This is a genomic window from Jannaschia sp. 2305UL9-9 (genome assembly GCF_041403465.1).
GTDB lineage: Bacteria > Pseudomonadota > Alphaproteobacteria > Rhodobacterales > Rhodobacteraceae > Jannaschia.
The window spans coordinates 1,050,529-1,076,661 of sequence record NZ_JBGEHM010000002.1 but is presented as its reverse complement, the minus strand read 5'-3'; the positions used below and the strand labels follow the sequence as shown (position 1 = coordinate 1,076,661).

At 65.5% G+C, this 26,133-nt stretch carries 28 protein-coding genes; 15 read left to right on the top strand and 13 right to left on the bottom strand.

Annotated features, from left to right (window positions below):
• Window positions 1-10: 10 nt before the first annotated feature.
• Window positions 11-2,023, bottom strand: coding sequence for a protein-disulfide reductase DsbD family protein (locus tag V6N07_RS13295; RefSeq protein WP_371156784.1), 2,013 nt, complete (start codon window positions 2,021-2,023; stop codon window positions 11-13).
• Window positions 2,024-2,185: 162 nt separating this feature from the next.
• Here V6N07_RS13295 and V6N07_RS13290 point away from each other — a divergent pair, with 162 nt between their 5' ends.
• On the top strand, window positions 2,186-2,920 hold the full coding sequence (locus V6N07_RS13290; RefSeq protein ID WP_371156783.1) for a DsbA family protein: 735 nt from the start codon (window positions 2,186-2,188) through the stop codon (window positions 2,918-2,920).
• A gap of 30 nt (window positions 2,921-2,950) precedes the next feature.
• Here V6N07_RS13290 and V6N07_RS13285 read toward each other — a convergent pair whose 3' ends face one another.
• From V6N07_RS13285 to metF, 4 genes are read right to left on the bottom strand one after another with little or no spacing between them, the layout of a single operon-like run.
• Window positions 2,951-3,349, bottom strand: coding sequence for an ACT domain-containing protein (locus V6N07_RS13285; protein WP_371156782.1), 399 nt, complete (start codon window positions 3,347-3,349; stop codon window positions 2,951-2,953).
• A complete protein-coding gene (locus tag V6N07_RS13280; RefSeq protein WP_371156781.1) occupies window positions 3,346-3,747 on the bottom strand; it encodes a PaaI family thioesterase in 402 nt (133 codons plus the stop codon). The genes V6N07_RS13285 and V6N07_RS13280 overlap by 4 nt, the downstream gene beginning before the upstream one ends.
• A 54-nt stretch (window positions 3,748-3,801) precedes the next feature.
• On the bottom strand, window positions 3,802-4,278 hold the full coding sequence (locus V6N07_RS13275; RefSeq protein ID WP_371156780.1) for a PaaI family thioesterase: 477 nt from the start codon (window positions 4,276-4,278) through the stop codon (window positions 3,802-3,804).
• A gap of 45 nt (window positions 4,279-4,323) precedes the next feature.
• Window positions 4,324-5,187: a methylenetetrahydrofolate reductase [NAD(P)H] gene (metF, locus tag V6N07_RS13270; RefSeq protein ID WP_371156779.1), complete on the bottom strand. Its 864-nt coding sequence runs from the start codon at window positions 5,185-5,187 to the stop codon at window positions 4,324-4,326.
• 99 nt (window positions 5,188-5,286) lie between these two features.
• On the opposite strand from metF, the gene V6N07_RS13265 reads away from it, so the two are divergent.
• The 6 genes from V6N07_RS13265 to V6N07_RS13240 all read left to right on the top strand — a co-directional run bounded on the left by V6N07_RS13265 (window position 5,287) and on the right by V6N07_RS13240 (window position 11,083).
• Window positions 5,287-6,213 (top strand): LysR family transcriptional regulator, encoded by a 927-nt coding sequence (locus V6N07_RS13265; RefSeq protein WP_371156829.1) that lies wholly within the window; start codon window positions 5,287-5,289, stop codon window positions 6,211-6,213.
• 93 nt (window positions 6,214-6,306) lie between these two features.
• Window positions 6,307-7,104: an inositol monophosphatase gene (locus V6N07_RS13260; protein WP_371156778.1), complete on the top strand. Its 798-nt coding sequence runs from the start codon at window positions 6,307-6,309 to the stop codon at window positions 7,102-7,104.
• A gap of 43 nt (window positions 7,105-7,147) precedes the next feature.
• Window positions 7,148-7,363, top strand: coding sequence for a hypothetical protein (locus V6N07_RS13255; protein WP_371156777.1), 216 nt, complete (start codon window positions 7,148-7,150; stop codon window positions 7,361-7,363).
• A 218-nt stretch (window positions 7,364-7,581) separates the two neighbouring features.
• Window positions 7,582-8,538 carry a deoxyribose-phosphate aldolase gene (gene deoC, locus V6N07_RS13250; protein ID WP_371156776.1) on the top strand — a complete coding sequence of 319 codons (957 nt, stop codon included), beginning with the start codon at window positions 7,582-7,584 and terminating at the stop codon, window positions 8,536-8,538.
• The gene (locus V6N07_RS13245; protein ID WP_371156775.1) at window positions 8,535-8,780 is read left to right on the top strand and encodes a hypothetical protein; all 246 of its coding nucleotides are present in this window, start codon (window positions 8,535-8,537) and stop codon (window positions 8,778-8,780) included. Before deoC ends, V6N07_RS13245 begins: the two co-directional genes overlap by 4 nt.
• Window positions 8,777-11,083, top strand: a complete 2,307-nt coding sequence (locus tag V6N07_RS13240; RefSeq protein WP_371156774.1) for an aldehyde dehydrogenase family protein — start codon at window positions 8,777-8,779, stop codon at window positions 11,081-11,083. Before V6N07_RS13245 ends, V6N07_RS13240 begins: the two co-directional genes overlap by 4 nt.
• Window positions 11,084-11,164: 81 nt before the next feature.
• Here the strand turns inward: V6N07_RS13240 and V6N07_RS13235 are convergent, their stop codons facing one another.
• The gene (locus V6N07_RS13235) at window positions 11,165-12,076 is read right to left on the bottom strand and encodes a hydrogen peroxide-inducible genes activator (protein ID WP_371156773.1); all 912 of its coding nucleotides are present in this window, start codon (window positions 12,074-12,076) and stop codon (window positions 11,165-11,167) included.
• A 112-nt stretch (window positions 12,077-12,188) separates the two neighbouring features.
• Between V6N07_RS13235 and V6N07_RS13230 the strand changes: the two genes are divergently transcribed.
• Genes V6N07_RS13230 through mnhG form a run of 7 tightly spaced genes read left to right on the top strand, consistent with a single transcriptional unit; the run spans window position 12,189 to window position 17,885 of the window.
• The gene (locus V6N07_RS13230; RefSeq protein WP_371156772.1) at window positions 12,189-14,432 is read left to right on the top strand and encodes a putative monovalent cation/H+ antiporter subunit A; all 2,244 of its coding nucleotides are present in this window, start codon (window positions 12,189-12,191) and stop codon (window positions 14,430-14,432) included.
• Window positions 14,429-14,851 (top strand): Na+/H+ antiporter subunit B, encoded by a 423-nt coding sequence (locus V6N07_RS13225; RefSeq protein ID WP_371156771.1) that lies wholly within the window; start codon window positions 14,429-14,431, stop codon window positions 14,849-14,851. Before V6N07_RS13230 ends, V6N07_RS13225 begins: the two co-directional genes overlap by 4 nt.
• Complete coding sequence (locus V6N07_RS13220) at window positions 14,851-15,210, top strand: Na+/H+ antiporter subunit C (RefSeq protein WP_371156770.1); 360 nt, start codon at window positions 14,851-14,853, stop codon at window positions 15,208-15,210. The genes V6N07_RS13225 and V6N07_RS13220 overlap by 1 nt, the downstream gene beginning before the upstream one ends.
• Window positions 15,207-16,709 (top strand): Na+/H+ antiporter subunit D, encoded by a 1,503-nt coding sequence (locus tag V6N07_RS13215; RefSeq protein ID WP_371156769.1) that lies wholly within the window; start codon window positions 15,207-15,209, stop codon window positions 16,707-16,709. The genes V6N07_RS13220 and V6N07_RS13215 overlap by 4 nt, the downstream gene beginning before the upstream one ends.
• Window positions 16,706-17,185, top strand: a complete 480-nt coding sequence (locus tag V6N07_RS13210; protein ID WP_371156768.1) for a Na+/H+ antiporter subunit E — start codon at window positions 16,706-16,708, stop codon at window positions 17,183-17,185. Before V6N07_RS13215 ends, V6N07_RS13210 begins: the two co-directional genes overlap by 4 nt.
• The gene (locus V6N07_RS13205) at window positions 17,182-17,541 is read left to right on the top strand and encodes a monovalent cation/H+ antiporter complex subunit F (RefSeq protein WP_371156767.1); all 360 of its coding nucleotides are present in this window, start codon (window positions 17,182-17,184) and stop codon (window positions 17,539-17,541) included. The genes V6N07_RS13210 and V6N07_RS13205 overlap by 4 nt, the downstream gene beginning before the upstream one ends.
• Complete coding sequence (mnhG, locus tag V6N07_RS13200; protein ID WP_371156766.1) at window positions 17,538-17,885, top strand: monovalent cation/H(+) antiporter subunit G; 348 nt, start codon at window positions 17,538-17,540, stop codon at window positions 17,883-17,885. The genes V6N07_RS13205 and mnhG overlap by 4 nt, the downstream gene beginning before the upstream one ends.
• A 15-nt stretch (window positions 17,886-17,900) precedes the next feature.
• Here the strand turns inward: mnhG and V6N07_RS13195 are convergent, their stop codons facing one another.
• From V6N07_RS13195 to V6N07_RS13165, 7 genes are all read right to left on the bottom strand, one after another.
• The gene (locus tag V6N07_RS13195; protein ID WP_371156765.1) at window positions 17,901-18,551 is read right to left on the bottom strand and encodes a DUF1523 family protein; all 651 of its coding nucleotides are present in this window, start codon (window positions 18,549-18,551) and stop codon (window positions 17,901-17,903) included.
• An 11-nt stretch (window positions 18,552-18,562) separates the two neighbouring features.
• Window positions 18,563-18,829, bottom strand: coding sequence for a hypothetical protein (locus V6N07_RS13190; RefSeq protein WP_371156764.1), 267 nt, complete (start codon window positions 18,827-18,829; stop codon window positions 18,563-18,565).
• Window positions 18,826-20,130 (bottom strand): DUF6638 family protein, encoded by a 1,305-nt coding sequence (locus V6N07_RS13185; RefSeq protein ID WP_371156763.1) that lies wholly within the window; start codon window positions 20,128-20,130, stop codon window positions 18,826-18,828. Before V6N07_RS13185 ends, V6N07_RS13190 begins: the two co-directional genes overlap by 4 nt.
• Window positions 20,127-20,486, bottom strand: a complete 360-nt coding sequence (locus tag V6N07_RS13180) for a hypothetical protein (RefSeq protein ID WP_371156762.1) — start codon at window positions 20,484-20,486, stop codon at window positions 20,127-20,129. The genes V6N07_RS13185 and V6N07_RS13180 overlap by 4 nt, the downstream gene beginning before the upstream one ends.
• Window positions 20,483-22,402, bottom strand: a complete 1,920-nt coding sequence (locus V6N07_RS13175; RefSeq protein WP_371156761.1) for an ATP-binding protein — start codon at window positions 22,400-22,402, stop codon at window positions 20,483-20,485. The genes V6N07_RS13180 and V6N07_RS13175 overlap by 4 nt, the downstream gene beginning before the upstream one ends.
• Window positions 22,403-22,478: 76 nt before the next feature.
• Window positions 22,479-23,594, bottom strand: a complete 1,116-nt coding sequence (locus V6N07_RS13170; protein WP_371156760.1) for a hypothetical protein — start codon at window positions 23,592-23,594, stop codon at window positions 22,479-22,481.
• Between the two features lie 66 nt (window positions 23,595-23,660).
• A complete protein-coding gene (locus tag V6N07_RS13165; protein WP_371156759.1) occupies window positions 23,661-24,785 on the bottom strand; it encodes a hypothetical protein in 1,125 nt (374 codons plus the stop codon).
• Between the two features lie 79 nt (window positions 24,786-24,864).
• On the opposite strand from V6N07_RS13165, the gene V6N07_RS13160 reads away from it, so the two are divergent.
• Complete coding sequence (locus tag V6N07_RS13160; protein ID WP_371156758.1) at window positions 24,865-26,133, top strand: acetylornithine deacetylase/succinyl-diaminopimelate desuccinylase family protein; 1,269 nt, start codon at window positions 24,865-24,867, stop codon at window positions 26,131-26,133.

The following is a 26,133-nucleotide window of genomic DNA, read 5'->3' as shown; positions in this document are numbered from 1 at the left end:
ACGGGCTGCACTACTGACGGCCGGCGGCACGCTCCATCGCGTCGATGACGGCGCGTTCGGTCAGGATTTCAGGCAGGGCGATGCCTTCGGGCGCGCCGGGGCCATAGACGGCGTTGAACGGAATGCCGAAGCGTCCGTTGTCGCGCAGATACGTCGCGATTCCCTCGTCCGGGCGGGTCCAGTCGGCCCGAAGCGCGGTTACCCCGTCCCGGGCCAGCAATCCGCTGACAGGTGCCGCATCCAGAACCAGCCGCTTGTTCACCTTGCACGTCAGACACCAATCGGCGGTGACATCGACGAACACCGTCTGTCCGCTGGCCACGTCCTGCGCGATGCGATCCCGGGCGAACGCCTGCCACGGGCCGGAAACTACGGCCGGTTGCCCCCCCGAAACGGGCAGGATCAGCGCCAGCACCACGACCGCCACCAGACCGACCGCCCCGATCGGGGTCGCACGCCGCCAGAACCCGAGCGCCAGCAGCATCGCGATCGCAGCCGCGGCCACGCCGCCCGCGATCACCCACCCGGCAGACGCGGCCAGCACGGACAACAGCCAGATCGCCGCCAGCAGAAGCAATCCGCCCAGCACGCGCCGCAGCGTAGCCATCCATCGGCCCGGTCGCGGCAGGCGTTCGATAAGGCGGGGACGCGCCGCCACGATCAGGAACGGCAGGGCAAGACCCAGCGCCATCGCGACGAACACGGCCATCGTCAGGCCCGCGCCGCTGGTCAGGGCAAACGTCACCGCCGTGCCGAGGAACGGCGCGGAACAAGGCGTCGCCATCACCGCGGCAAAGGCACCGGTTGCAAAATCCCCGCCCCAACCGCCGCGCGTTTCCGTCCGGGCCATTCGGGTCTGCACGTCGCTGGACAGGCCCACTTCGAACAGGCCCATCAGGTTCGCCGCAAACAGGACCATCAGGCCGATCATCAATGCAAGGAAGGCCGGGTTCTGGAACTGAACGCCCCATCCGACCGCGACACCCGCCGCACGCAATCCGATGATCCCGGCGGCAAGGGCCACGAAAAAGGCCAACACCCCTGCGGCAGAGGCGAGAAACCCCGCGCGCACCCGTGCGGCACCCCGGTCACGCGCCTGCAATGCCGATGCCAGCTTGATCGACAGCACCGGCAGAACGCAGGGCATGACGTTCAGGATCAGCCCCCCCGCAAAAGCGAGGAGGAGGATCAGAGCGATCCCCCGCGATTGTCCCGGCGGCGCGGGCGGCGTCTGCGACAGATCCGGGCGGAACGTGGCCGCCCTCGGACCGTCGACAACCGTCAGGTCAAGGCCCCCCTCCCCGGACGACAGGACAGGCAGGCGGGCCCACAGGATCCGGCCGGCATCGCCCAGACGAACATCGGGCGCGCCGAAGGCGGCATAGCTGCCCTGCTCGGGAAAGACGTCGGGGCTGCGCAGGGGCGGATCGGCCACAAGGCGAAGGGTCAGCGCCTCTTCGCTCAGGTGAACCTGATCGACGGTCAGACCGGCACCCTCGGCCGAGACGGGCACACGTGCCACCCAATCGGCGAGCAGACGCGCGTTGGCGGCGTCCACGCTGCCGCCGGCAGGCAGGTCCAGCGTCACGTCCACCGTTTCCGGTATACATACCTCGGCACACACCAGCAGGTTGGCACGCAGGGTCAGCCGGGCGGCCTGCCCCGCATCGACAAGCGCGACGGTCAGCGGGAACAGAACCTCTTCGCCGTATCCGAAATTCTCGATCTCGAAGGCGGTGAACCGTGTCGGCGCAGGATAGGCCAGCGTGACGTCGGAAATGTTCTCGCTGCCGCTCCAATCGATTTCGGGGGGCAGGCCCACCTCGCCGGGCGACCGCCAATACGTCTTCCAGCCGGGCTCCAGTTCCAGATGCAGGCCCGCCGACACGACGCCCGTGCCTTCGCCGACGCCGTCGGTGGCCGACACAAGCTGTGCCCGCACCGTCCGCGTCTCGACCGGGTCGGACGTGGCGGCCAGAACCGGCTGCATCAACAGGCAGAGCATTATGACGAGGATCCGCATCACGCTGCCACCTAGTCCCGGATCGCGCCCGCGCGAAAGGGGGCTGTGCCGCCCTGACGCAGATGTGACCACGCGACCCGGTTGCGCGAAGGCGGCAGACGGGGTCATGTATCACGCAGCCGTGAAGCCGACGGCGACAGCCATTCCTTTCGGAGCTTTCACATGATCCCCGCCGCCCGCCACCTGGCAACCCTTGCCCTGACAACCTGCCTCGTGGCCGGACCTGTTGCCGCGCAGGACTTTTCCGAAGAAGAGATCAAGCAGCTGGCCCTTCAGGCGATCCTCGAGAACCCCGAAATCGTCATGGAAGCCGTCGCCATCCTTCAGGCCCGCGACGAGGAGGAGGCCGCCGCGGCCGCACGCGCGTCCCTTGATGATGACCGTGACATGCTGGAACGCGATCCGAATGCGCCGGTCGTGGGCAATCCCGACGGGGACGTCACCGTGGTCGAGTTCTTCGACTACAACTGCCCCTATTGCCGCCGGGCGGGTGAACAGGTCTCCGCCATGCTGGAGACCGAAGACAACGTGCGCGTCGTCTACCGCGAATGGCCCATCCTCGGCGAAGGGTCCGTGTTCGCGGCGCGCGCCGCCCTCGCATCGCGCGAGCAGGGCAAATACGAGGATTTCCACAAGGCGTTGATGCAGGCCCGTGGTCGTGTCGACGATCGCGTCGTCCTGCAGATCGCGGCCGGTGTCGGGCTGGATCTGGACCAGTTGCAGGCCGACATGGATGCACCCGAGGTTCAGGCGCATATCGACACCTCGATGCAGCTTGCCCAATCGCTCGGCTTTTCCGGCACGCCAAGCTTCGTCGTCGGCAGCGCGCTTGCCCCCGGCCTGATCGACGCGGATCAACTGATCGAGATGATCGAAGCGGCGCGCGAAGACCTCTGAGCCGCGGGACGGGACCGAGGGGCCGGCCGCCTATCGCGCCGTGGCGGCCATCTCCCGCAGGGTTTCCATGGCATCCTCGGCGCGATCTTCCGGAACAAAGAGGTGATCGTGGTAGAACCCCGCAACAGGGTTCACGCCCATTCCCTCGGCTGCCAGTCGGGTCGCGATCCGCGCAAGGAAGCCGACCGCCTCCAGTGACGAATGCACGTTCAACGTGATCATCCGTGACCGGAAGCTGCCTGCAAGGCCGGCTTGCGCGGCCTCCTCGGCGGTCATGATCAGGGTGGTCCCTTCCGCTTCCTCGAACCGCATGCGTGCCGGCAATCCCGCAACGGTCACATCCTGCGTCGTCACAAAAACGAAAACGCCCGGCATCAATTCCGGCCGCATCCCAGCGATCAGCTGCTGCAAATCTGTTCCACCGGTCATGAGGGGCACGCCGACACCGGGACCATCGTGCCAAGGGCCGTCGCGACATGCACGTCATCTTCGCCCCAGACATCCGCCGCCACCGCGATCAGCCTGCGCCCCGGGCGCAGGACGCGCCCTTCGGCGATCAGCCTGCCGCGCGCCGGGGCCAGCAGGGTGATGCGGAACTCCGTAGTCACCACCTCACGATCCGGGGCCATCAGGGTCAGCGCGGCATAACCGGCGGCCGAATCCGCCAGCGAGAACGTGAGCCCGGCGTGCCCTGCCCCCTGCTGCTGCGATGTGGCGGCGCTGACCTCGGCGACGATCCGCACGACCCCCTCGCCCACATGCTCCAACCGGGCGCCCAAGGTGTGCATCATCCCCTGACGGGCGAAACTGTCGCGAATTCGTTCCATCGGCTTTCGTTCCTTTCCGCCAGACCATCGGGCGGGTCCCGCCCTGCCGCCGTCCTACCCTGTCATGATCAGACAGGTTGCAGACCCCGTGGCATAGATCCTGCCGTCATCGACACCCCGGATCGCACCTGTCGCGACACCCGTCGTGCGGCCCGCATGCTGAACGACCCCTTCGACGGTGACGGCCATGCCGACGGGGATCGCCCGCGTGACATTCACCTTGTATTCCAGTGTGGTGTAGATCGATCCGGCAGGCACCTTCGTATGCACCGCACAGGACATCGCGCTGTCCAGAAGGGTTCCGTACCACCCACCGTGGACCGTGCCGAGGGGGTTGCAATGCTGCGCAAGCGGGGTGCCGTCAAACACCACCCGCCCGTCCGCAACCCGTGATACGCGATAGTTCAGCACACCCGCGATGGGCGGGGGTGGGACCGTCCCATCGAGGATACCCTGCATGAATTGCAGACCCGACAGGGCAAGGACCTCGTCCCTGCCAAGGCGGGTGGCGTTCGAAATGGTATCAGACATCGGCGTCCCTGCATTGCTGCGGAGACGCTAGCGCCTGTGGCGGTGTCAGGCCACCCGGCTCAACGCCGACCGTGGCGCGATGCCGAGTGCGGCGCAGACATCCCGCGTCAGTTCCGGCTTGTTCAATGTGTAGAAGTGCAGATGTTCCACCCCTTCGCTGACCAGCGTATCCGCCAGTTCCGCCGCCTGCGCGATGGCCAGAAGGTCTTCGCGGCCGTCGCGCACGGCAACCTCGAAGGCAGCGGCAAGATCATCGGGGATCGTCGTCCCGCAGGCGGCTGCAAACTTGGACACGCCTTTCCAGTTCTCGATCGGCAGGATCCCCGGCACGATCGGCGCGTCGATCCCTTCGGCCGCACAGCGATCGCGAAACCGCAGGAATGTCTCTGCGTCGAAGAAGAACTGCGAAATCGCTTCGCTGGCACCCGCATCGATCTTGCGCTTGAGCCACGCGATATCCGCGTCGGCGCCCGCCGCCTCCGGATGGGTATCGGGATAGCAGCCGACACGCACGTTGAAGTCGTCCGCCGCAAGCGCGGCAATCAGTTCCAGCGAATTGTTGAACCCTTCGGGATGCGGCTCGAACCGGTCGGATCCCTTGGGGGCATCGCCGCGCAAGGCCACGATATCGGTCACCCCGGCGGCCCGGAAACCGCGTGCGACCTCCATCGTTTCCTCGCGCGAGGCATCGACGCAGGTCAGATGCCCGGCCACGCGCAGGTCGAACTGCTTGCCCAGGGTTGCGACGGCCTCGCGCGTCAATTCGCGCGTCGTGCCGCCGGCGCCATAGGTGACAGACACCCATTCCGGGGCAAGAGGGGCAAGCGTGCTGACACAATCCCACAGACGAAAGGACGCCTCCAGGGATTTGGGCGGGAAGAACTCGAAGCTGATCGACGGCGTGGGCATGGCGGAATCCTTTTGGCGTTGTCCCCTTGTGCCAAACCATGGCGGTGTGAGACAGGTTCATAATCCTCATCATCAACATGAGTTCCGTGCGATATGCGCCTGAACATCGAATTCCGACATCTTCGCACCATCCGCGCGATCCAGGATTGCGGCGGCCTTGCCCGGGCGGCCGAACGCCTGAACATCACGCAAAGCGCGCTGTCGCATCAGGTCAAGAACCTCGAGGATCAGATCGGGGTGGAGCTTTTCATCCGCCGCTCCAAGCCCATGACCCTGTCACCTGCGGGGCACCGCCTGCTGCGCCTCGCCGATCAGGTGCTGCCGCAGGTCGAGGCGGTCGAGCAGGAATTCGCCGGCCTGAAGTCCGGCAAGACCGGTCGCCTGCACATCGCCATCGAATGCCACGCCTGTTTCGAATGGCTGTTCCCCGTTCTGGAACAGTTCCGCCGCGCATGGCCCGACGTCGATGTCGATATTCGTCCCGGATTGCAGTTTCAGGCCCTGCCGGCGTTGCAGCGCGAAGACGTCGACCTCGTCGTTTCGTCCGATCCGGATGACATTCCCGGCGTCGAGTTCGCGCCGCTGTTCGACTATGAACCCGTCTTCCTCGCGTCTTCCGCGCATCCGCTTGCCGCGAAGCCCTTCATCACCGCCGAGGATTTCGCGGGCCAGACCCTGATCACCTATCCCGTCGATCGTCCGCGCCTCGATGTGTTCAGCCAGCTGTTGACGCCCGCCGGAATCGAACCTGCCTCGATCCGGCAGGTCGAGCTGACCGCCGTGATCCTGCTGCTGGTGGCATCGAACCGGGGGGTTTCCGTCCTGCCGGATTGGGTCGTGCGCGAGGTGCGATACAATTCCGACTATGTCACCCGCCCCTTGACCGAAGGCGGCATCACCCGCCGTCTCTATGCGGCCATTCGACAGACCGATGCCGCAAAACCCTTCATGGCGAACGTGCTGCGCCTGATGCGGACGGAGCCGCTGAAGCTGCAACGCGGCGATCAGATCCAGCAGGTCCGTTAGGGCGTATGTACCGACGATGCACGGATGGGCTGGTCCCCCGACCTGCCATCGGTTAGACGCGCTGCCTACCCGACCCCCTTCGGAGCGCGACAGATGCAAGGCAGTGCCAATCTCAACGTCATGATTAAGGCCGCCCGCAAGGCGGGACGTGGACTGAACAAGGACTTCGGCGAGATCGAGAATCTCCAGATTTCGGCCAAGGCCCCACAGGATTTCGCGATGCGTGCGGACCGCACCGCAGGCGAAACCATCCGCGAGGCCCTGATTGAGGCGCGTCCGACCTATGGCATGCTGTGCGACGGCGCCGCCGAAGTGGAAGGTCAGGATCCGACGCGCCGCTGGATCGTCGATCCCATTGATGGCACGACCAATTTCCTGCACGGCCTGCCCCATTGGGCGGTCACCATCGCGCTGGAACACAAGGGGCAGATCACCTCTGCCGTGATCTATGATCCTACCAAGGACGAGCTGTTTTGGGCTGAAAAAGGGTCCGGCGCCTGGCTCGACGGGCGGCAGCGTCTGCGCGTTGCCGGTCGGTCCGCCCTGATCGAGGGCACGTTTGCGACCGGCCTGCCCACCGCGGGCAACCGCTACCTGCCTGCCGCCATCAAGGATCTTGCCAAGCTGGCCCCCGCCTGCACCGGCGTGCGCCAATTCGGGGCAGCCGCGCTGGATCTTGCCTATGTCGCGGCAGGACGAATCGATGGCTACTGGAACCGGGGCCTGTCCCCTTGGCATTGGGCCGCCGGCAGCCTGCTGGTCCGCGAGGCGGGCGGTATCGTCGAACCCATTCGCCCCGAGACGCAAACCCTTCTGGAAGACGGCCATCTTGTGTCAGGTTCCGGCGCAGTCTTCGAAAAGTTCGCCAAAATCGTCCGCAGTTCAGCCTGACCCGGACCCATTCTGGTCATGATTGCCCGGCATCCCGAATGTGATGAGTTTGACTGCACATATAAGGGGATTCGCTTCGGGTGAGGACGGAAGCGTCGTCATCGACTGGGCAATCCTGACTGCGGCAACCATCGGAATCAGCGCCTTCATGTTCGACGGTGTCGCCGGATCGATCGAGGCCCTTGCCTACGACATCGAGGCGACGCTGACCTCCATCACCGTGCCGACCACGTTTGCGGCGTATCAGGACCTGAACTGAGCCTTTCGGCCCCGGCCGTGCCGACACGGGTGCCGCGGTCCCGTCCCCGCCAGTCGCGCGGCGTGCCCGACGTCCCCTGCGTTCGCGGAACGATCCCCCTGCTTCCCCTTGGGTGACGGTTGCGCCAATCCCGATGCCATGCGACGTTTTCCAATCAGGCATGCGCGGCCCCACGCCGCCCGTGCCTTCCGATCTGATACACATTCCGGGCCTTCGCTTTGACACACCCTTCCGATCTGCCCCGCAATGCGGGTTTGCCCTTTGACCCCGCGGTCGTGGAGGCGGTCCGGGTCAATACCCCGGCCACGCTGCGCCGGGCCGCGACCTTGCCCGGTCGTCGGTCCCTCAAGAAGGACTGGCAGGCCGCATGGCTGGCCCGCGCGATCACCATGATCGATCTGACGACCCTGTCGGGCGATGACACGCCGGGACGGGTACGCCGCCTGTGTGCCAAGGCGCTGTCCCCCGTTCGTCCGGATCTGCTTCAGGCGATCGGCCTGCCCGACCTGACCACGGGCGCGGTCTGCGTCTATCACGAAATGGTCCCGACCGCGGTCGAGGCGGTTGCGGGCCGGATCCCGGTCGCGGCCGTGTCCACCGGATTTCCCGCCGGCCTGTCACCGTTCCACCTGCGCCTGCGCGAGATCGAGGAAAGCGTCGCCGCCGGCGCGACCGAGATCGACATCGTCATCAGCCGCCGCCATGTCCTGACGGGTGACTGGGCCGCGCTCTATGATGAAACGGCACAGATGCGCGCGGCCTGCGGTGACGCCCACATGAAGGCGATCCTCGCCACGGGCGAACTGGGACCGCTGAAGAACGTGATGAAGGCGTCCATGGTCTGCATGATGGCCGGATCCGATTTCATCAAGACATCGACGGGGAAAGAGGCCGTGAACGCCACCCTGCCTGTCAGCCTGACCATGATGCGCGCGATCCGCACCTACGAGGGCGCGTCGGGCTTCAAGGTCGGCTACAAGCCGGCCGGTGGCGTCTCCAAGGCCAAGGACGCGATCACCTACCTGTCGCTTCTCAAGGAAGAGCTTGGCGACCGCTGGTTGCGGCCCGACCTGTTCCGTTTCGGCGCATCCTCCCTGCTGGGTGATATCGAACGACAATTGGAACACCATGTGACCGGCCGTTATTCGGTGGCGCACCGCCACGCCGTCGGATGATCCTGTTCACCCTTGCCTGCCTGCTGGTTGCAGGATCCGCAGTGGCCATCGCGCTGCGCCAGAAACGGCGCGCGCGGGCGCGCGGGATCGGCACATACGAAACCATGGCGCAGATGTCGCCCGAACAGCGCCAGTTCGCGCGCACCGCCACGGCTGAATGGCTGTACTGGCTGGTGGCATCGCTGATCGTCCTGTCCGCGGCCAGCTGGGCCGAGACCATCTTTTCCGGAGGAGCCCAATGACCGTGGCCGACATTTTCGAAAGCATGGAGTGGGGCCCCGCCCCCGAAGGCCGCGCAGAAGCGGACGCATGGCTTGATGCCCACGGGCGGACCTTCGGGCATTACATCGGCGGCAAACGTCTGGCGCCGGCGGACGGGTTCGCCACGACGAACCCCGCCACCGGCGAGGACCTTGCCCGGATTACCCAAGGTACCGAGGCGGATGTCGCCGCCGCGGTCAAGGCCGCGCGCCGCGCGCAGGCCGACTGGGCCGGGATGCCGGACCATCGGCGCGCCCGGATCCTCTATGCGATCGCTCGGGGGCTGCAGAAGCACGCCCGCCTCTTTGCGGTGCTGGAGGTGCTGGACACCGGCAAGCCGATCCGCGAAGCGCGCGACATCGACGTGGCCCTCGCCGCGCGGCATTTCTACCACCACGCGGGTCACGCCGAATTGCGCGGTGAAACGATGCCGGGTGCGACCCCTTGGGGAGTCTGCGGTCAGATCGTGCCGTGGAACTTCCCCCTCCTGATGCTGGCATGGAAGGTCGCGCCTGCGCTTGCGATGGGCAACACGGTCGTTCTGAAGCCTGCGGAATGGACGCCGCTGACGGCCCTGGCCTTCGCCGATATCTGCGATCAGGCCGGGGTGCCGCCGGGCGTCGTCAACATCGTCACGGGCGACGGGGCGACAGGCGCGGCACTGGCGCGGACCGAAATCGACAAGCTGGCGTTCACAGGCTCCACCCAGGTGGGTCGGATCCTGCGGCGCGAAACGGCGGGCCGCGCCATGGGCCTGACCTTGGAGCTTGGCGGAAAATCCCCCTACATCGTGTTCGAGGATGCCGATATCGACGGGGCCGTCGAAGGGTTGGTCGATGCGATATGGTTCAACGGCGGACAGGTCTGTTGCGCCGGTTCGCGCCTGTTGGTTCAGGAAGGCATCGCCGAGGATTTCGCAGCGCGCCTGCGGGCCCGCATGTCCCGCGTGCGCGTGGGCAATCCCTTGGACAAGTCGATCGACATGGGCGCGATGGTCCATGCCGAACAGAAGGCCCGGGTCGAGGCCATGCTGGCCCGCACATCCGGCACCGTGCATCGCGGCACCGCGCCCGAAGGCTGCTACCTGCCGCCGATCCTCGTGACGGACCTGCACTCTGCCGATCCGCTGATGCAGGAGGAGGTGTTCGGCCCCGTCCTCGCCATGACGACCTTCCGCACCCCGGCCGAGGCGGTGCAACTTGCCAATGACACGACCTACGGGCTGGCCGCATCGGTCTGGTCGCAGGACATAGACGTTGCGCTGGACACCGCGCCGCGCATCGATGCGGGCGTCGTCTGGGTCAACGGGACGAACATGCTGGATGCCGCCGCGCCCTTCGGTGGCATGAAGGAAAGCGGTTTCGGCCGCGAAGGCGGACAGGCAGGCCTTCGCGCCTACCTGCGCCCCGCCGTGGCAGGGCCGTTGAAACCGATTAAGACCAAGGACGGCAACACTATTGCAACCGACGGCATCGACCGCACGGCCAAGATGTACGTCGGCGGCAAGCAGGCCCGCCCCGATGGCGGCTATACCCGGCCGGTCTTCGGGCCGAAAGGACAGGTCGGCGAAGTCGGCATCGCCAACCGCAAGGACCTGCGCAATGCGGTCGAGGCGGCGTCGGGCGCCAAGGGGTGGTCCAGATCGACCGGACACCTGCGCGCGCAGATCCTGTATTACCTGGCCGAGAACCTGTCGGCCCGCGCGAACGAATTCGATGCCCGTCTTGCCGCACAGGGTGCCAAGGACACGACCGAGGAGGCCGCGCGCCATCTGTTCCGCTGGGCCGCTTGGGCCGACAAGCATGATGGCCGCACTTTGGGCGTGCCGATGGGCGGGCTGGCGCTTGCCCTGAACCGTCCGCTCGGCGTGATCGGGGCCTTCGCCGCCGAGGAATCGCCCCTGACGGCCATGGCACAGGTGATCGGCGCTGCACTGGCCACCGGCAACCGCCTCGTCCTGATTGCGCCGGAACATGCCTCGCTTACGGCAACGGATCTGTATCAGGTGCTCGATACGTCGGACGTGCCCGCGGGGGTGGTGAACATCCTGACCGGCCCCCACGGCGAACTTGCGTCGCAGATGGCCGGGCACAAGGGTGTGGACGGGGTCTGGTCGTTCTCGGCCAGCGACATCTCGGGGATCATCGAGGAAGAAGCTGCCGAGGACCTCAAGCGGACATGGGTCAATGACGGCCGGACACGGGATTGGTCCGCGTCCGACGGCGCAACGTGGCTCGCACAAGCGACCGAGGTGCAGACCATCTGGGTTCCGTTCGGCCTTTGACGAAATGGGGGGGCCGCAACGCCCCCTTTGCGTTCAATAACGCGCCGCGCAGTCCCTGTGGTTTGCCGTGCATCTGTCCGGCTAGTCGATGACGCGCACCTCTGGCGCCGCGTCGCGCAGCGCCGCCTTGATGTCGGCGGCCAACTGCTCGAAGGCGCCGCCCTGCGCGGCGGTGCGACGCCAGACCATCCCGATATCGCGACCCGGCTGCGGATCACGTAGCGGGCGCGCCGTCACCAATTGTTCGCGCGCCACTTCGGAACGCACATAGAGCGCGGGCAGGATGGACAGGCCAAGCCCCGTGGCCACCATCTGTCGCAGGGTATCGAGGGACGTTCCCTCGTAGTCCAGCGACAGATGCGCGCCGGTTTCCGCGACGAGGTCTGCAACCGTATCATGCAGGCGGTGGCCTGTTTCCAGGGTCATGACCGTCTCACCCCTCAGATCGGATCGATCCACGACGGATCGGTCGGACAGGCGGTGATCCGTGGGCATGACGACCAGAAGCGGTTCATGGAACAGAGGCGCGATGCGCAGGCCGGGTTCCGAAACGGGCAGTGGAAAGAACAGAAGGTCCAGCGCCCCATCCCCGAGACGGGTCATCAGGTCGGCGGCCAGCCCCTCGCGCACGTAGAAAGTCAGCGCCGGATAAGCCGCATGCAGGGCTGGAATCACCAGCGGCAGGAAATACCCCCCCAGCGAGCCGACGATGCCGACCCGGATGGTGCTTGCGAACGGGTCCGCCCCGGCGCGCGCCACGGTCGAGATGTCGGCCACGTCGCGCAGGATACGACGGGCGCGCGCCGTCACCTCCTGTCCGATGGGGGTCAGCGACACGCCCGAGCGGGACCGCTCGACCAGTTGAACGCCAAGCTTTTCCTCCAGCTCTCGAAGCTGCGTCGACAACGTCGGCTGTGTCACGTGCACGCTGTCGGCCGCACGACGAAAGTGCAGCGTGTCGGCGACCGCGACGAGGTATCTGAATTGCTGCAAGGTAGGCATGATGCTCGCGATAGATAACGGCTATTGAAATTTACTTATACCGAGTGTTTGAACAATCAAACTATTCGCCTATGTAACGACGCAACGCAAAACCGGGGACGTCATGGCAAAGACAGACAGCAGGGGGCCGACCCTTGGGGGACCGGCGGGATGGATCTCGGTCCTGGTGCCGCTGGGCCTGTTTTTCTGGTTTGCCCAGTTCGTGCCGCAGGTCGCGGCGGGTGACGTTCTGTCGTGGCGGTGGGAATGGGTTCCGGCACTCGGCGTGTCCCTGGGTATTCTGCTCGACGGACTCAGCCTGACATTCGCCCTGCTGATCACCGGGATCGGGGCCTTGGTGACGCTCTATTCGACGTCCTACCTTGGCGGGCATCAGCATTATGCGCGGTTCGTAACCTATCTGCTGGCCTTCATGACCGGGATGCTGGGCCTCGTGCTGTCGGACAACCTGCTGTCGCTCTTCGTCTTCTGGGAGGTAACGACGATTTCCTCCTACCTTCTGATCGGGTTCGACGCGGACAAGGGCGCGTCCCGGCGCAATGCCCTGCAGGCCCTGCTGGTGACGGGCACGGGGGGCCTTGCGTTTCTGGCAGGGATAATCCTGATCGCCGCCGCGACCGGCACCTTCGACATCTCCGCGATCGAAGGATCGCTGGCCGATCACCCCCTCTACCTGCCGATCCTGCTGCTGGTGCTGGCCGGGGCCTTCACCAAGTCGGCACAGGTGCCTTTCCACTTCTGGTTGCCCAACGCGATGGCGGCACCGACGCCGGTGTCGGCCTATCTTCACTCGGCCACGATGGTGAAGGGTGGCGTCTACCTGCTGGCGCGCATGAACCCCGCTCTGGGCGGCACGGACATCTGGTTCTGGACACTGGTCATCTTTGGCGGGGTCACGGCGGTCTTTGCCTCGATCCTCGCGATCAAGCAGACCGACATCAAGCAGGTGCTGGCCTATACGACGCTGATGGCACTGGGCACCCTCGTGATGTTCATCGGCATCGGCACGCATGAGGCGATCAAGGCCGCGATGACCTTTCTGCTGGTGCACAGCTTCTACAAGGCGGCCCTGTTCCTGATGATCGGGGTCGTCGACCACGGGACAGGCACACGGGATGCGACCGTTCTTCGGGGCCTCGTCCGTGCGATGCCCTTTACCGCCGTTGCCGCCGCGCTGGCCGCCTTGTCGATGGCAGGTGTGCCGCCGCTGTTCGGCTTCATCGGCAAGGAGTTCATGTACAAGGCCGCGCTCGATGCGCAGCCTGCAATGCTCTGGGTGACGGTCTGCACCTTCGCGGCCTCGGCCCTGATGTTCGTGGCGGCGGGTATCGTCGCGTGGCGTCCCTTCACCGGCAAGCTCGCCGACACGCCCGTCACCCCGCACGAGGGGCCGATGCCCATGCTGCTGGGGCCGCTGCTGCTGGCGGTGCTGGGCCTTGCCCTGGGCCTGTTTCCCGACTTGGCCGAGGGGCTGGTCCGGCCGGCCGCCGCTGCCGTCGCGGGCGAAGCGGTCAAGGTCGACCTCTACCTCTGGGGGGGCGTGAATGCCGCGTTGATCCTGTCGCTGGCGACCTTCGCGGCGGGCTTTGCGCTCTACCTCGGACATATCCGTCTGCGCGCATGGTTGTCGGGGTGGAAGTCACGCTTCGATCCCGGCTGGGACCGCCTCCTGGATGGTGTCGCCGCCGGCGCCAGATGGCAGACGCGCCTGATCCAGACGGGTCAGTTGCGCCGCTACATCTTCATCACCTTCCTGACCCTCGCCATCGTGCTTGCCTGGTCGGTCTGGCGTGCGGGCCTGACGCCTGCACTGGACCTCGGCTATGACATCCGCATCAAGCATTGGTCCGTCCTGATCTTCATTACCGCAGGCGCCACCATCGTCGCCTTCACCAATTCGCGCATGACGGCCGTCGCCGCCCTTGGCGTCGTGGGCGTCGGCGTCGCGCTGATCTTCATCATGTTCGGCGCGCCTGACGTGGCGATCACGCAACTGCTGGTCGAGGTGTTGCAGGTCGTCCTCGTGGCCGTCGCCATGCTGAAACTGCCGCATCTGAACCATGAATACGTCAAGACGCTGCGCGTCTGGGACCTGCTGCTGGCGCTGGTGCTGGGCGGGCTGGTCACGATCATCCTGCTGGCTGTCATGGCCACGCCCTTCGACCTGCGCCTTACCGAATTCTTCGAAAGCGCGTCGGTTCCGGTCGCCTATGGCCGCAACATCGTAAACGTGATCCTCGTCGACTTTCGGGCGCTGGACACATTCGGCGAGGTCGCAGTCGTCGTCATCGCGGCCTTGGGGGCCTTTGCCCTGCTGCGCGGAACAAAGGGGGGGACATCGTCGTGAAATCGTCTCTGATCGTGCGTGCGGCCACGCGGCTTCTGGTCGGGCTGCTTCTGATGTTCTCGCTCTGGATGCTGTTGCGCGGGCACAATGAACCGGGCGGCGGCTTCATCGGGGGCCTGATCGGCGCGACCGGCTTCATCCTGTATGCAATCGCCCACGGGTGCCGCGCCGCGCGCGAGGCCCTGCGGCTGGAGCCGCAGACCATCGCCATGGTCGGACTGGGAATTGCCCTGATCGCCGGTGTGTCCGCGTTCCTGTTCGGCGATGCGCTGTTCAAGGGGCAATGGCTGTTCCTCGGCGCGACCGAGACCGACAAGGGCCTGCCCCTGTCTACCGTGCTGGTGTTCGATATCGGTGTCTACCTCGTGGTGCTCGGCTCCGTCCTGACCCTTGTTCTCGCGCTCGAGGAGGAAGTCTGATGGAGGTCTTCATCGCCATCATGGTCGGCGCCCTCGTCGCCGCCTCCGTCTACCTGATGCTGGCGCGCAACGTGCTGCGCTTCCTGTTCGGTCTGATCCTGCTGTCGAACGCGGCAAACCTGCTGATCTTCGCCTCCGGCGGCCTGACGCCCGAGGCGCCGCCGCTGATCGCCTACGGCGCCACCGCGCCGCCCGAGGGGGTCGCCAACGCCCTGCCGCAGGCCCTCGTGCTGACGGCCATCGTCATCGGCTTCGGGCTCTTCGCCTTCGCCCTCGTGCTGATCTATCGCGGCTACCAGAACCTCGGAACGCTGGATTCCGACGAAATGCGCCTTGCCGAACCGGAGGAGCGGACGTGAGCACCGCAATCCTATTGCCCTTGCCGCTGATCATCGCCTTCGCGACGGCGGTCCTGGCCTTCCTGTTCCGCCGCAACCGCGAGGGGCGCTGGATTTCCGTCGTCGGGTCCGGTGCGATGCTTGTCGCCGCCCTTATGCTGTTTCAAGCGGTTTGGACCCAGGGCACCGTCGCCGCGCAGATGGGCGAATGGCCCGCACCCTTCGGCATCACGCTGGTCGCGGATACTTTGTCCGCCGTCATGGTCGTCATCACCGGCATCACGGCGCTGGCGGTCAGCATCTATGCCGTCACCGATGTCACCGACGAGATGGAGGAGCTGGGCTATCACGCGCTGTTCCAGGTTCTGATCGCGGGCGTCACCGGCGCCTTCCTGACCGGCGACCTGTTCAACCTGTATGTCTGGTTCGAGGTGATGCTGATCTCGTCCTTCGGCCTGCTGGTGCTGGGCGGGCGGCGGGTGCAGCTGGATGCGGGCATCAAGTACGTCACGCTCAACCTGATCTCGACGATCCTGTTCCTGTCGGGCATCGGCCTTCTGTATGGCACGACGGGCACCCTGAACCTCGCCGACCTGAGCCGTGTCGCCGCCACCGTCGACGACGGGTTGATGACGGTGATCGCGGTGATGTTCATGGTCGGCTTCGGGGTCAAGGCGGCGGTCTTCCCGCTGTTCTTCTGGCTGCCTGCCTCCTACCACACGCCGTCCTTCGCGGTGTCGGCGGTCTTTGCCGGACTGCTGACCAAGGTGGGCGTCTACGCGATGATGCGGATGTTCACGCTGGTCTTTACCCAAGACATCGCCTTCACCCACACGATCCTGCTCTGGGTGGCTTGTGCCACGATGGTCACCGGCGTTCTGGGCGCGGCCGCACAGACCGACTTCCGGCGCATCCTGTCGTTCCACATCGTCAGCCAGATCGGCTACATGGTCCTAGGGCTTGCCCTCATGACACCGCTGGCGATGGTCGGGGCCGTCTTCTACCTCGTCCACCACATCATCGTGAAGGCGAACCTGTTCCTCGTGGCCGGCGTCGCCAACCGCATCGCTGGCGGGACGGAATTGGGCCGCATCGGCGGCCTCTACAAAGGCGCGCCGCTGCTCGCCTTCCTGTTCCTGATCCCCGCCTTCTCGCTGGCCGGTTTTCCGCCCCTGTCGGGGTTCTGGGCAAAGTATGTGCTGGTGAAGGCATCGATGGATATCCAGATGTGGATCGTTGCCTTCATCGCCCTGGCCGTCGGCCTGATGACGATCTACTCGATGACCAAGATCTGGGGGCAGGCGTTCTGGAAACCGCACCCCGGCGGTGTCGTGCCCACCCTGTCGTCCCTTTCGATGGGAGAGCGGGTCACCCTGCTGTTCCCGATCGCGATGCTGGCCACGATGACGGTGCTCATCGGGCTGTTCCCGCAGCCCTTCATCCTGATCGCCGAACGCGCGGCCGCCGAACTGCTGGACCCGACCGCCTATATCGAAGCCGTTCTGGGGGCCGATACATGAGCCTGTTCCTCCTCAACATCATCCTTGCCATTGCCTGGGCTGCCCTGACCGGCACCTTCACCCTGCCCGGCCTTGCCATCGGTTTCGTCGTCGGTTTCGTCTGTCTCTGGGTCGTGCAGCCGCTGTTCGACAACCGGGGCGGCGGCTATTTCATTCGGGTCTGGCGCTGGATCAAACTGCTGGTGCTGTTCCACTACGAACTTGTCGTGTCGTCCCTGTCGGTCGCATGGGACGTGCTGACCCCGCGCCACCGGGCCCGGCCGGGCATCGTCGCCGTTCCCCTGCGCGCCAAGGGCGAGGCGGAGGTTCTGCTGGTGACCAACCTGATTTCGCTGACGCCCGGCACCCTGTCGCTGGATGTGACCGAGGATTGCAACACCCTCTTCGTGCACGCGATGTTCGCCGACGATCCGGAGGTGATTGCGTCCAGCATCGAAAACGGAATGGAACGCTGGGTGCGGGAGGCGTTGGAATGAACGAAGCGGTAACGACACCATTGGTGGACAACATGCCGATCCTCGCGTGGTCGGTGCAGGTCGGGTTCGTGTTGGTGATGGCGGGCATCGTGCTGGCCTTCATCCGCCTTGCCAAGGGGCCGAGCCTGCCTGACAGGGTGGTCGCGCTCGATACGATGACAGTCCTGATCGTCGCGTTTTGCGGTCTGTTCGTCTTTGAAAGCGGGTCTAGCGCGTTCCTCGACGTCGCCGTCGTTCTGGCACTGATCGGTTTTCTGGCGACCGTCGCACTGGCGCGTTTCGTCGAACGCAAGGCGGACCGCCCCGCGGCCGAGAAGCTGCGCAGCAATGCCGCCACGTCGGAGGACACCCCATGATCCTGGAGCTGTTCCTGTCGGCCTGCGTCCTGCTTGGCGGGTTCTTCGCCTTCATCGCCGGCTTGGGCATTCTGCGCCTGCCCGACGTCCTGATCCGCATGCACGCCACGACCAAGGCGGGAACCCTCGCGTCCGGCCTGATCATGCTGGCGGTTGCGGCGGGCATCGGTGACGCCCCGACGATCGCGCGGGCCGTCGTCATCGTGGTATTCCTGCTGATCACGGCGCCGGTGGCGGCGCATATGATCGGGCGGGCCGCCTTCCGGTCCGGCGTGCCATTGTGGGCACCGACAAAGGTGGACCCGGAAGCGATCACCAAGCTGGGCGCGCGCAACCGGGATTGATCCGCCGCCGCGCGGTCAGACGCGCGGCTTTCCCCTCCAGGTGTCCAGCCACGCGCGGAATCCCTTGCGGCGTTCCGCGACGCGGTCGCCCGCATCGTCCCACGCTTCGCCCGCGTCTTCGATCAACGGATCGATGCGGTTCCGGCGAAAGCGGCGCACCCGCACCGCGATCGCCCAGACGATTGCCGCAAGGATCGTCAGCACGATGATGTTGATCCACGGGATGATGCGTACGTCCGGTCCGTCGACCGGCCGGATGCCGACCGCGTTCGGGAAAATGGTCAGAAACTCGGACCGCCAGCCATAATGCGTCATCGCGACCCAACGAGGATCGGCAGAGGACGATACCAGATCCCGCGCCTCGGTCTGCAGGTTGGAGGAGTCGAGCTTGAAATACGGCGGCCAGCCCCAGCCCGTGTCCTCGTTGCGATAGACCTTGGGGTCGCCGTCCGTTGCGATGGTCTCGATGAAACGCACGTCGCGGTTGATTGCTTCACCGGTGCCGACGTCGGCGGCGGCCCAGAAGATCGAGTTCTCGCCGAAGTCGACCCGCCGCACCTCGGTGTTCACCACGCGCACGATATCCGTCTGGGGAAGGGTGTAATGCAGGAACCCTGCGACGATGGCGAACAGGGTCAGGCCAAGGACCCATTTGACGATGCGCATGTGCAGCCCCCTCAGGCGTAGTTCACGAAATAGATCAGCCCGCATATCAGCGAGATGGGCACGATATAAACACCCCACAGCAATTTGCGACGCAGGCTGCCCTGATATTCCCGGATCCCGTTCTCGACGAAGGTATGCTGCGGCAGGGGCGGCTGGTCCCGCACCCATTCCTCCTCCAGCCGGGCCTTCTCACCCGCCCGGAACCAGAACACGAGACACCAGTAGACCACGGTCAGCGCGACCAACAGGATCACCACCAGTCTCAACAATCCCATCATCCCCACGGTCCTTTCGCGCGCTTGGCAACCTTTGGCATCGGCGTGGCCACATCGGACGCATAGAGATTTGCCCAGACACCCGCCTTGTCGGCAGCGTAGTCCCTTTGCAACCGTTCCGCGACCCAGAGCTTCCACGCCTCGGGCGCGGCCCGGTAGCGGTCGTAGAACAGGGGCTTATGACAGATGTGAAGCTGTCGGAAATCCTGTGGCGCCAGTTCCGCCAACAGCATGTTGACCAGATCGCGCAACGGTCCGGGCGCGGCACGCAAGGTATGGAAATAGGCGGCATTGCCGCTGTCGACAGCGGGCCAGCCCGCGCGCCCTTCGGCCCATGCCAGCATCGCGCCCAGCGACTGCACCTCGGCCGGCAGGTCCGCGCCATGCTGCTGCATCGCGCGCCGCAATGCGCGTTCGTCGATATGATCCGGCAACGCCCCCATACGCCCGAGGGCATCGATGACCAGATGGTCCAGCTTTTCGCGCAGGATGCTGGCGGCCGCTTCCCCCCGCCCTTCCACGATCGGTTGCACCAACCCGTTGGCCTGCAGGAATGTCGCGATCCGATGACGATCGGCGAGGTCCATCACCTCGATCCCGTTCGCCGGGAAAGGTGCGTTTGCCACGACACCGGGGGACGCGACAGAGCGGAAGACATAGACGCCGCCATAATGCGCCGTCCAGAAATCCTCCTGCCGGAAGGTCGGCGTATCGAACAGGACGGGCGCGCGCGTCACATCGCCGGTGGATCGGGCCAGCGCGATCATCTGCGCAACCAGCACGTCATCCCACCAAGCATCCTCCTCCCCGCGGAACCGCGCAATCATCGCGTCGAGCTTCGCCGCGTCCCGCACGATTCCCGTCGTCGTATCCGCCTCGACCGTGACGGACCGGATATCCAGCAGGCGCTGCGGCACCGGGACGGAAAAGACGGAGTTCTGCAACTCCCCGGCCACCGCGTCCCGCGCGGTCAGGGTGAACAGCTGTGCCTCGTTCGTATCGATGAAGTCACGCAGGATCGCCTGCGTCGTGGAAAACTGCATCTCCAGCAGGGGCGCATCCCGTTGCCGCGTCGACAGCAGGATGATCTGCCGGTTGCAGCCACCGGGGTTGAGATAGGCCATATCGCCCAGCTCATCCCCGACCTCGGGGGAGAAGCCGCTGATGTCGATGTGAAAATGCTCCAACGTCGTGCGCTTGGCCGTCAGGTGCTCCAACGCGCGATTGTAGCGCTCTACCAGGGCGGGGGACGACACCTCGAACAGGCCGCCGAACATCAGGCCGCTTTCGATCAACCGTTTCATCGGGTGCCCCGCTTGCGTTTCCGGGGCCGCATCCTGTCATCGGCCGCCCAGTCCGCCGCCGCCCATCCGCGCGGCAGGTTCGCCACCGACAAGACCATGACAGGCGCCCAGATCAGGCCGGACCGCACCCCCAGCAACAAGAAATAGGCCGGCGCCTCGCCCCAGACGCGGCCCGCGGCGGGCCCGTAGAGCCAGACGAAAAGGACGATCGCCAGAAGGAGCAGGACCCCGGCAGAGATCAGCGCGTTTGCCACCAACGACACGAGCGACCGCGGCAACAGACGTCCCAGCCCGGCCGGAACGATCCATCCGGCAATGGCCAGCAGGATCAGGGGCAGGATCAGCCCGACGATCATCCGCGCCCCGCCGTGTACCGGCGCCTGGCCTCGGCCATCCTGCCCATATCGCGGACCGCGTCTTCGATGGCCGTCTCGTCCGCCTTGTTCGCATAGCGGAATTCGCTGTCGGCGTAGCGGTTGATCTCCTGCAACACCATCTCGGTGGTGATCGGCACGCGCATTTCGGACACCATCGCCAGCTTGTCATCGTAGGACCGGTGCATGAAGGTCTCGGGCGCCTCGAACCACGCGTCGGGCAGTTCCACGTCCATCGCCCGCACCTTCACGGCGTCGGTGATGTTCTTGATGGCCCGCCCGGTGAACCGCGCGTCGGCGGCCTGTATCCCCTTCAGGTAGGTGCCGATCTTGGCAATCGTATCCAGATCCCCGATCCGCCCGCGCACATCGTCGAACACTTCGGCCAGCTTCACCTCTTGCGGGCGGTCATGGCGCGCGAAACTCTTGGACAGGGCCTTCGTCAATTCCTGCGCGGCGAACAGGTCGTGGTCGCCCAATGGAATGTCGTGCCCCTTGCCCAACAACAGGGACAGGATGTCGATGTAGTCGTCCCGCGTCTGCGGCCCATCCACGAGAAACCGCGCGCCCGCCCGCTGCCGCAACGCGTCGTCCACGTTCTCCGGATAGTTCGAGAACATGCCGAAGGTGCAATTCCCCCGCACCACCGTGTTCGCACCCGCGAAACTCTCCATCAGAACGGCCGTGATCTCCAACTGTCCTGCACTGGCGGCGCGGTCGCCGCGATTGCCCGCCAACTGGTCGATATCGTCGATCGTCCCGAATCCGATTACCGACGGGTCCAGCACCCCATTGATAAAGGCCTTGGCGTTCTGCGCCGATTTCCCCTGATAGCTGTCGATACTGTCCGTCGACAGGTTCTCGTACCGGAACGGATAGCCCGCGACCTCGCAGTAACCGGCAATCATCCCGGCCATCATCTGGATCAGCGTCGTCTTGCCCGTGCCCGGTGCCCCGTCGCCCATGAAGGTAAAGATGAACCCGCCCAAGTCGGCAAAAGGGTTCATGCGCCGCTCGAAATCATAGGCCATCAGCATCTTGGACAGCTTCAGGGCCTGATGCTTGGCGATATGGTTTCCGACCACCTCGTGCGGTTTCTTGAATTGCATGGTCAGGGGTTTGCCCGCCGCCCGCAGCGCGGGGTGGAACCCGTTCAACGTCAGGTCATCGGCCTCGACCCGGTAGGACGTGCCCGCGAACACCGACGCGCGGGGCGTGTGGCGGGCGCGATCGGCCAGCCGTTCCATCAAGGCCTCGGCCTGCGCGGCCAGCGTCGCGACCATGGCCGCGTCATCCAGCCCGTCCAACCTTTGATCGATCTCCCAGATCACCCCTTCCAGCATCAGGCCCGCGTTGTCGGTCAACACTTCCTCCGGTGGGGGGACTTCGCGGGCATCGCTTCCGCGCAAGGGCGCGATCAGGAACGCGAGGGCATTCGCGAACACATAGCCGACGGCCAGCGCCTCGGCCTCCAGCAGTTCAGAAAACCGCCCCCGCTCGGAGGCTTGCAGCCGCCTGGCAAGGTTCGCGGCCTTCAACACGTCCAGCCCGCTGCGGTCCTGAACCGTCTCGCCAATGGCAAGTGCGATGGCGAGGGCCCGCCGCAGGGCGTGCAGCACCTGTGCCCGGATGGGCGAGATCAGCCCCTCGCCTTCCACCGTCTCGCGCAGGTGGACGCCGCCCGACCTGCGCGCCGTCGACCGCGTCGCAAGGCCCGGCGTCGTCGATCGAAACCGCGACCGCGTTCCAATTCCGGGCGATCGTTCCGCCACGGGGCGTTCCGATGCTACCCCAAGCCGCGGGGCATGATCGAAACCCGTCATCAGGTTCAGCGCGGCTGCGTATTGCGCGACGATCCGTGCTTCGCTCAACTCCATCGCATCACCCGACAGGCTCATGCGGCCTCCTCCCATCGCATCGTGGCCGATCGCGCGAACACCCCTGATCCCGGCGCGGCTCGGGTCAGGGTGCCGGTCATCCGGCCCGCCACAACCGCCCCCTGCCGACGACATAGGTGACGACATCGGAAAAACCCGGCGCACGGGATTCGACGAGGGCCTGATAGACCCGTTCCGGCAGGATCGCGGCCCGCTCTATCGTCGTGGCCCCGGTATCCGCACCGATCAGGGGCGGCAGACGCCAGACCGCCCTTTCGGCCGTCGAGAACCAGCCGGTCCTTTCGGTCTCCGTGCGTTCGGCCTCCAGCGTCTCCAACGTCCATGCGAGGGCCCAGTCTTCCCCGGCCGGGGCACGGGCCGCCGCAAGCACCGCGCCCAACCCTTCCGTCTGGCGGGTAAAGGCCGAGGAATACATGGGCCCCACCGTCAGACGGCGCAGACGTTTCGGGTGCAGGTGGTCGAAATCGCCGTCGACCCCCCTTGCGACCGTCAACAGCTTCAACTCCGGCAGGGCCTGCGCCATCAGATGCCCCTGAATCCGGGTCCAACGGGTGTAATCCTCTGCCAGGGGCGTGCGGCCGACGTCCTCGACCTCCATCATCCAGATCACCGGCAGGTTGCGCTGACCGTCCCACGCGGACCAGTGCAAGATGTGACGCGCCGGGTCGCCGCCCAGATCCAGACGCGCGACGTCATTGCGCGGCCAGAACAGATCCCCCTGCCGCAACTCATCATGATAAAGCCGCTGGGACATTGCATATTGCAGGTCTGTCGGGATCCGACGCTCTGCCACGATGGCGGTGATCATCGCGTCCTTCAGGGCTGTCGGACTGGGCATGGGCGGGCCCGGCCCACCCGCTTGCGCGGCATCCGATGCCATCGACAAAAGCTCCCGCAATACGGGAAAGCCCGAGGCAGAACGATCGACCGTCAACGACCCGAGGAAAACGCCCGTGTCGCGCCCGGTCATCAGGTACTTGTGGGACAGGGCGCGAAACGTGTGGTTCAGGCCGGTCAGGTGGCGGCCCAGCACGTCCAGCTCGGGTCGGCTCAGCCGACTGTCGCGCTCCATCTCCGCGGCAACACGTGGCAGATGTGACAGGATCGTTTCGAACTTGGCGAAATACCGGCGTGCCTGACGGTTCTCCTGCAGGCCCGCATGATCGCGGATCAGATCCTCCTTCAGCGTCATGCGCTTGGCCGATCTTCGGTGCAGCGGACGATCATCGGTCTTGCCTGCTCGCGCCCCGCCACCCGCCTATCCGCCGTAGAGGTTCTTGTCGTGCTTTTCGACGATTGCCGCGAAACGGCGGGCGAAGCGGTCATCGGCCTTTGCCTTGGCTTCCAGAACATCCCGGGCAAAGACCATGTGATCTTCGTGGGATTCCAGCATCTCGGCCATCCGGGCGTTCGTCGCGGCCCCGATCGCCGCCATGGCCTGCTGCGCCTCCTCGTCCGTCTTGACGCCGATCTCGTTGATGCGGTGCGCCACGTCCTGTTGCTGTGCGGTCTTGAGCGACTTGGACAGCGCGTCATACAGGACAACGCGTTGCTTGGTGTCCGTTTCCAGCTTATTGATCAGGACCATCTGGGTGGCCGCCTGGTTCTGCAGGCTGTCGACCCAGGTCTTGCCCTGCTCGATATAGCGCTCCAGCGTCTGCGACCGTGCCAGCGCCACCTGTTCCTGCTGCACCAGGTCGTTGTGGCGCGCGTTGGCAAGGGCCAGATCCGTTTCAAGCTGCGTGCGCAGGGCGGCGTCCTGTTCGACGCTGATCTTGTTTTCCAGCGTGATCAGTTCCGGGTCCATGGCCGTGATCCGCGTGCGGATGGCCTCCAGCTCGGACACCGCGGCCTCGCGGTCTTCCAGCGTGCTCGACAGGTTCGCCTCCACCTTGCTGCGCTGATCGTTCAGCATCGCAAGCTGCCCCTGCAGCAGACGCGTGATCGTGTCCGACTTTGCAATCAGGTCCTGCAACTTGTCATCGATGGAGGCGGAGCGCAGGCGCTCCTGCCGCATCGCCTCGGCCTTGCCACGCGCGAAGATGCCGATGAAGCTTTCCATGCCAGTCTTGGATCGCATCTCGTCGAAGTCCTTGGAAAACCCGGCGGTCACATCATCAAGTCCCATGATCAGCTCGGCGATGTTGGCATTCATCGTCTCGGTATGGGCATGAACATCCGCCAGCGTCGCGGTCTCCACGTCGATGGTGACACCTTGGTCCAGCTTGACGCGGGCCGCCTCGATCCGGCTCGTGATTTCGGAAATCTTGGATTGCGCCTCGGCAACCTGCCGCTGGCTTTCCTGAACTTCTACGTCGAATTCGGCCACCGGCTGCGCCCCCTGTCGGATCAACTGTGCTTGGTATCGCACAGTTTCCGGCATGATTTTCCGGGTTTGCGGTGGTGCGGCAAGATGTTTGTGCGCAGTGTGACCCCCGCGACACCGCGAAACAGGAGGTAGAATGGATAGCTTGCTGATCGGAATCGAAGCGCGGCGCGAAGAATTGATCGCCCTGACCCGCGATCTGATCCGCATTCCCACGCTGAACCCTCCGGGCCTTCACTACCGCGAGGTTTGCGATCTGGTCGGGGACCGGATGCGCGCGCGGGGCTGGCAGGTGGAGTTGATCCGCGCCGAAGGGGCCCCGGGCGACAGCGACGCCTATCCGCGCTGGAACGTCGTCTGCCGGTTGGAGGGGGCGCGCGCGGGCGACTGCGTCCATTTCAACAGCCACCACGACATCGTGGCCGTCGGCGAGGGGTGGACCCGCGATCCCTTCGGCGGCGAGGTGGCGAACGGCCGCATCTACGGACGCGGGGCTTGCGACATGAAGGGCGGGCTTGCCACCTCGATCATCGCGGCCGAGGTCTTCGCCGACACCCACCCCGATTTCGCCGGCGCGATCGAGATCAGCGCCACGGCGGACGAGGAATCGGGCGGCTTCGGCGGTGTCGCCTACCTTGCGCAACACGGCTGGTTCGACCCGACCCGCGTGCAGCATGTCATCATCCCCGAACCGCTCAACAAGGACCGTATCTGTCTGGGCCATCGCGGCGTCTGGTGGGCCGAGATCGAGACCAAGGGCCGCATCGCCCACGGCTCCATGCCCTTCCTCGGCGACTGCGCCGTGCGTCACATGGGCGCCGTGCTGGACGAGATGGAGGCGCATCTGTTCCCCCTGCTGGCGGGCAAGCACACCGCCATGCCCGTGGTCCCCGAAGGCGCGCGCTCCTCGACCCTGAACCTCAACTCCATCCACGGCGGCGAACCCGTGCAGCCCGAGGGCTATACCGGCCTGCCCTCCGCCTGCGTGCCCGACCGCTGCGTCCTGACCATCGACCGCCGCTACCTGATCGAGGAGACGGAGGGCGAGGTCCGGGGCGAGATCACCGACATGCTGGAGCGCATCAAGGCCAGCCGCCCCGATTTCGAATACGAGGTCCGCGATCTGTGGTCCGTCGCCCCCACCATGACGGACGAGGATGCGCCGGTCGTCACCACGGTGCAGAATGCCGTTCACGCCGTTCTGGGCAAAAGCGCCGAATTCGTCGTCTCGCCCGGCACCTACGACCAGAAACACATCGACCGGATCGGACTGCTGAAGAACTGCATCGCCTACGGGCCCGGCATTCTCGACCTTGCGCATCAACCGGACGAATGGATCGGCATCGACGACATGGTCGACAGCGGCAAGATCATGGCGCTGGCCCTGAACGATCTGCTGGGCTGA

Coding starts and splice junctions, on each gene's coding strand:
- V6N07_RS13295 (WP_371156784.1), bottom strand. CDS start 2,023: ATGCGGATCCTCGTCATAATGCTCTGCCTGTTGATGCAGCCGGTTCTG.
- V6N07_RS13290 (WP_371156783.1), top strand. CDS start 2,186: ATGATCCCCGCCGCCCGCCACCTGGCAACCCTTGCCCTGACAACCTGC.
- V6N07_RS13285 (WP_371156782.1), bottom strand. CDS start 3,349: ATGACCGGTGGAACAGATTTGCAGCAGCTGATCGCTGGGATGCGGCCG.
- V6N07_RS13280 (WP_371156781.1), bottom strand. CDS start 3,747: ATGGAACGAATTCGCGACAGTTTCGCCCGTCAGGGGATGATGCACACC.
- V6N07_RS13275 (WP_371156780.1), bottom strand. CDS start 4,278: ATGTCTGATACCATTTCGAACGCCACCCGCCTTGGCAGGGACGAGGTC.
- metF (WP_371156779.1), bottom strand. CDS start 5,187: ATGCCCACGCCGTCGATCAGCTTCGAGTTCTTCCCGCCCAAATCCCTG.
- V6N07_RS13260 (WP_371156778.1), top strand. CDS start 6,307: ATGCAAGGCAGTGCCAATCTCAACGTCATGATTAAGGCCGCCCGCAAG.
- V6N07_RS13255 (WP_371156777.1), top strand. CDS start 7,148: ATGAGTTTGACTGCACATATAAGGGGATTCGCTTCGGGTGAGGACGGA.
- V6N07_RS13245 (WP_371156775.1), top strand. CDS start 8,535: ATGATCCTGTTCACCCTTGCCTGCCTGCTGGTTGCAGGATCCGCAGTG.
- V6N07_RS13240 (WP_371156774.1), top strand. CDS start 8,777: ATGACCGTGGCCGACATTTTCGAAAGCATGGAGTGGGGCCCCGCCCCC.
- V6N07_RS13230 (WP_371156772.1), top strand. CDS start 12,189: ATGGCAAAGACAGACAGCAGGGGGCCGACCCTTGGGGGACCGGCGGGA.
- V6N07_RS13220 (WP_371156770.1), top strand. CDS start 14,851: ATGGAGGTCTTCATCGCCATCATGGTCGGCGCCCTCGTCGCCGCCTCC.
- V6N07_RS13210 (WP_371156768.1), top strand. CDS start 16,706: ATGAGCCTGTTCCTCCTCAACATCATCCTTGCCATTGCCTGGGCTGCC.
- V6N07_RS13205 (WP_371156767.1), top strand. CDS start 17,182: ATGAACGAAGCGGTAACGACACCATTGGTGGACAACATGCCGATCCTC.
- mnhG (WP_371156766.1), top strand. CDS start 17,538: ATGATCCTGGAGCTGTTCCTGTCGGCCTGCGTCCTGCTTGGCGGGTTC.
- V6N07_RS13195 (WP_371156765.1), bottom strand. CDS start 18,551: ATGCGCATCGTCAAATGGGTCCTTGGCCTGACCCTGTTCGCCATCGTC.
- V6N07_RS13190 (WP_371156764.1), bottom strand. CDS start 18,829: ATGATGGGATTGTTGAGACTGGTGGTGATCCTGTTGGTCGCGCTGACC.
- V6N07_RS13185 (WP_371156763.1), bottom strand. CDS start 20,130: ATGAAACGGTTGATCGAAAGCGGCCTGATGTTCGGCGGCCTGTTCGAG.
- V6N07_RS13180 (WP_371156762.1), bottom strand. CDS start 20,486: ATGATCGTCGGGCTGATCCTGCCCCTGATCCTGCTGGCCATTGCCGGA.
- V6N07_RS13175 (WP_371156761.1), bottom strand. CDS start 22,402: ATGAGCCTGTCGGGTGATGCGATGGAGTTGAGCGAAGCACGGATCGTC.
- V6N07_RS13170 (WP_371156760.1), bottom strand. CDS start 23,594: ATGACGCTGAAGGAGGATCTGATCCGCGATCATGCGGGCCTGCAGGAG.
- V6N07_RS13165 (WP_371156759.1), bottom strand. CDS start 24,785: ATGCCGGAAACTGTGCGATACCAAGCACAGTTGATCCGACAGGGGGCG.
- V6N07_RS13160 (WP_371156758.1), top strand. CDS start 24,865: ATGGATAGCTTGCTGATCGGAATCGAAGCGCGGCGCGAAGAATTGATC.